The sequence below is a fragment of the Dyella sp. genome (assembly GCF_035508675.1).
Taxonomy (GTDB): Bacteria; Pseudomonadota; Gammaproteobacteria; order Xanthomonadales; family Rhodanobacteraceae; genus Dyella_B.
In genome coordinates this window covers 1-4274 of the sequence record NZ_DATJMN010000256.1, presented here as the reverse complement: position 1 = coordinate 4274, position 4274 = coordinate 1, and the positions used below count along the sequence as shown (strand labels likewise).

The 4274-nt window shown below is 62.7% G+C and carries 2 protein-coding genes; one reads left to right on the top strand and one right to left on the bottom strand.

The genetic code is table 11. The annotated features are described in order from the left end of the window. The coding region (locus VMA74_RS13460) for an amino acid adenylation domain-containing protein (protein ID WP_325367766.1) at nt 1-4176 on the bottom strand (4176 nt) is incomplete at its 3' end. Here VMA74_RS13460 and VMA74_RS13455 point away from each other — a divergent pair. Further along, nucleotides 4093-4266 carry a hypothetical protein gene (locus tag VMA74_RS13455; RefSeq protein WP_325367768.1) on the top strand — a complete coding sequence of 58 codons (174 nt, stop codon included), beginning with the start codon at nt 4093-4095 and terminating at the stop codon, nt 4264-4266. The two genes, VMA74_RS13460 and VMA74_RS13455, sit on opposite strands and share 84 nt — an antisense overlap. The last annotated feature ends 8 nt before the right edge of the window (nt 4267-4274 follow it).

The following is a 4274-nucleotide window of genomic DNA, read 5'->3' as shown; positions in this document are numbered from 1 at the left end:
CAGCGTGGCGAGGATGGCCACCACCAGGTTCACGCTGCGATCCAGGCAGATTGCTATGCGCTCGTCCGCTGCGATGCCTAGTTGAATCAACTGATGCGCCAGCTGATTGGCTTTGCGGTTGAGCGTGTCGTAGTCGAGACTGCAAACAGCATCGGCCACGGCGATTGCCGCAGGGCGCAGCGCTACCTGTGCCTCGATCAGCTGATGGATGCAGCCGGCGGCATCATCCATCGAGGCGTTGGCGTTGAAGTCTTCCAGCAGGTGCGTGCGTTCGTGCGCAGGCACCAGATCGATGCTTTGCAGCGGTTGGTTGGCATCGCCGGCGATTGCCTTCAAGGCGGCGAACAGATAATCGCGATGGCGCTCGATCGTGGCTTCGTCAAACAGCGCGGTGGCGTAATGCAGGCCGCCCTCGATGACACCGCCGACTTCGGACAGGTTCAATTCGATGTCGAATTTCACCCAGTCCACACCCAGTGAAACCGGGGTGGCGCTCGTGCCGGCTAGCACGATGTCGGCCGCATCGTTGTTCTGCCAGGCGAGCACCGCCTGGAAGATCGGCGAATGGTCGAGATGGCGCGGCGGATTGACCGCCTCGACCACCTGCTCGAACGGCAACTCGCTGTGGTCCTGCGCGGCGAGCGTGGTATCACGCACGGCTGCCAGCCAATCGACAACGGTATGCGCGCAGGATAGATCGAGGCGCAGCGCCAGCGTGTTGACGAAGAAGCCGATCAATCCGTCGATCGCCGGGTGATGCCGATTGGCCGTGGGTGCGCCGATCACTACTTCAGACTGTCTAGACAACCGTGATAACACGAGGGACCAGGCAGCGAGTATTGCCATGAACAGTGTCGTTTGCTGGCATTCGCATTGCTGGCGCAACGCTTCCACCAGTGCGGGTTCGATATGCAACGGCAACATTGCACCGGTAAAGGATTGGCGCGCGGGACGCGGACGATCAGTGGGCAGAGCCAATAGCACCGGCGCGTCGGCCAGCTGTCTGCGCCAGTAATTCTGTTGCGTGGCGAACCGTACTTCGGAGAGGCGTTGCCGCTGCCACGCAGCGTAGTCCGCGTATTGGATGGCCAGCGGTGGCAGCGGATTGGCAAGGCCGCTCAAGCAGGCGGCATACAGAACGTTGAGTTCGCGGGCAAAAATGCCGATCGACCAGCCATCCGAAATGATATGGTGTTGGGTAACCTGCAATACTTGGTCTTCGTCGTCCAGCATGATCAGTTGCGCGCGAATAAGCGGGCCAGCCGCAAGATCAAATGGCGCCAATGCTCCGCTGCGAATGTGTTCCTGTGCCTGTGCGACGGCATCAGACCGGCCGCGCAGATCGATGCTCCTGAGATCCATGCCGCGATCCGGCGATAGAAAACCGACGCGCGGTTGCCCTTCCACTGTTGGGAATACGCTGCGCAGCGCTTCGTGGCGTTCGAACAGTAGGTCCAGCGCACGCGCGAGTGCCAAGTGATCGAGCTTGCCGCGCAAGCGCAAAGCGAACGGCATGTGGTAGTTGCTGCTGTCCGGATTGAGCTGGGTTAGGAACCACAGGCGGCCCTGCGCGAACGAGGGCTGCATGTACTCCGTGCGCGGTATCGGCGCGAGCGCCGGGGCCGCTGTTTCGTTGCTTGCGTGGGCATTGGCGAGCAATGCGCTCATCTGTGTCAGCGTGGGATGGTCGAACAAAGCCGACAAGGGCAGTTCGGTGCCAAACGCTTGCGTGATGCGCCCCAGCAGGCGCATGGCCAGCAGCGAATGCCCGCCCAGTGCGAAAAAGTGATCGAAGCGGCCCACGCGCGCTACTTGTAGCAATGACATCCAGATGGCTGCGAGCTTGCATTCCAGTTCGCCTTCCGGTGCCACGTACCGATGCTGCGCAAGTGCCTGACTGTCCGGTGCGGGTAGGGCTTTGCGGTCGACTTTGCCATTCGCCGTCAACGGCAAGGCGACGAGGATGACGAAGGCCGCCGGCAGCATGTAGTCGGGCACGCGGGTTGAAAGATGGTCGCGCAGCGCCAGTGCCAGTTCCTGGCTGGCGTCCGCTTCCGCCACGACGTAGGCCACCAGGCGTTTCTCGCTGCCATCGTCCGTGCGCGCCATGACCAGGGCCTCGCGCACGGAAGGGTGGGCGGCGAGATGTGTTTCCACCTCGCCCGGTTCGATGCGGTAGCCGCGAATCTTGATCTGTTGATCGTTGCGGCCAAGGAACAACAGGCGGCCATCCGGCAGATGGCTCGCCAGATCGCCGGTGCGGTACATGCGCGTATCGGGTTGGCCGGAAAACGGATCAGGCAGGAAGCGCTCCGCACTGAGTTCCGCGCGATTGAGATATCCAAGGGCGACGCCATCGCCACCGATGTACAGCTCCCCAGGTACGCCCTGTGGTACAGGTCGTCCGTGCACATCCAGCAGATACACGCGCGTGTTGGCGATAGGACGGCCGATCGGCAGGCGATGCGTTTGCGTATCGTCCAGGCTCAGGCGGCAAGTGGTGGCGAATGTGGTGCTTTCGGTCGGCCCGTAGCAGTGCACCAGGCGCAGCTGCGGGTGAGCGTGCAGTACACGTGCGACCGCGGCAACGTCCACGGCATCACCGCCAACCAGCATCAGGCGCAGGTGGCGGATGGCTTCATCGAGCTGATCGGACAACTGCGCGAACAGGCCTGCAGTAAGGTGAAGCACGTTGACAAGGTGGGCGAGTAGCAAGTTGCGTAATCCATCCGGACGCAACAGTGATTCGCGCGGCACCACGATGACTGCCGCGCCGTGCACCAGCGGCGCCCATACTTCCAGCGTGCTGATATCGAAAGCCACATTGCCCAGCCAGGCCATGCGGTCACCTGCGCCGAGATCGGCATGGCCGTCATCGAACAGCAGCCGGTTGATGGCGCGATGTGGCACCAGCACGCCCTTTGGCTGGCCGGTGGAGCCGGAGGTGTACATCACGTAGGCAACGTTTTCCGCATCGACCTGCTGCTGCGGGTTATCGACAAGACTATCGGCTTCGAGCAGTTCATCCAGCACCAGCACCTGGGCGCGTATGGCCGGCATGGCATGCGAGGACGCGGCGACAAGCCATTCGACCGCTGCGTCCTCGACGATCCAGGCCTGACGTGCGGCCGGCGTGTTGGGATCGATCGGCACGTAAGCCGCGCCGGTCTTGAGAATGGCAAGTTGTGCGATCAGCAGGGCAATGCTGCGATCGAGCAAGGTGGCGACAAGGCTGCCCGTGCTCACACCACGTGCGATCAGCTGATGCGCCAGGCGATTGGCGCATGTATTGAGTTCGGCATAGCTGATGCTGTTGCCATCGCCATTGATGGCAGCCAGCGCGGCTGGATGGTTGGCCGCATGGGCTTCGAACAAAGCGTGCACGGGCGTATGGCGCGGATACGGCCGGGCAGTGGCGTTGCAGCGTTCGATCCATTGTGCCGTTTCCATCGCCGGCATGATCTCCAGCGCACGGGCCGGCATGCCAGCTTGGTGCTCCAGTGCATGCGACAGGCTTTCCAGCGTGTGCTGCATATAGTCGCAGAAGCGTTGCGCATCCAGCGGTTCCACGGCCTGGGCGGTCAGACCCAGCCCGTGGCCGACGTCTTCCACGGACATGGCAATCGGGTAGTTGGTGCGTTCCTCAATGCTTAGCCATTCGATCTCCGCCCAGATTCCTTCCTCGGCGGTTTTGCCGGCCTGCATATTGCTGTGGCGGTAGTTCAGCATGGTGCTGAACAAAGGCGAGGGGGCGGCGACGCCGCTGCAGCGTTGCGCCAGCGCCAGTGAAGCGTGCTCGTGATCGAGCAGTTCGGCCAGGCACTGTTGCGCGCGGCGCACGCATGCTTCAACCGGAGTGCCGTCCATGTTCAAACGCAACGGCAGTGTATTGACGAACAGGCCCATCGCACGATCGGCGCCTTCGCCCGCGCTCATGCGGCCGAACAGCACGGTGCCGAACACCACTTGCTCGCGGCCGCTGGTGCGCGCCACCACCTGTCCCCAGGCGAGATGGCAAAGACTGGCCAAGCTCACACCCAGCCGTCTGGCTCGCTCGCGCAGGCGATCATTGAGCGCCTTCGGCAGCATGCGATGCGCTTCGCCGACCTGCGCACCATCCCCATGAACGTCAGCGACGCCAAACGGCAGCGTGGGCTCGTCGATGTCACTGAGCATGGTGCGGAAGAAACGCTCGTGTTCCTGTTCCGTGACACCCAGCCGCGCTTGCGCGATGAGATGGCGAAAAGGTTGTGGCGGCGGCAATGAAGGAGCGG

Excerpts from the sequence above, each read along its gene's own strand:
- VMA74_RS13455 (WP_325367768.1), top strand. The coding sequence starts at position 4,093 with ATGCGCTTCGCCGACCTGCGCACCATCCCCATGAACGTCAGCGACGCC.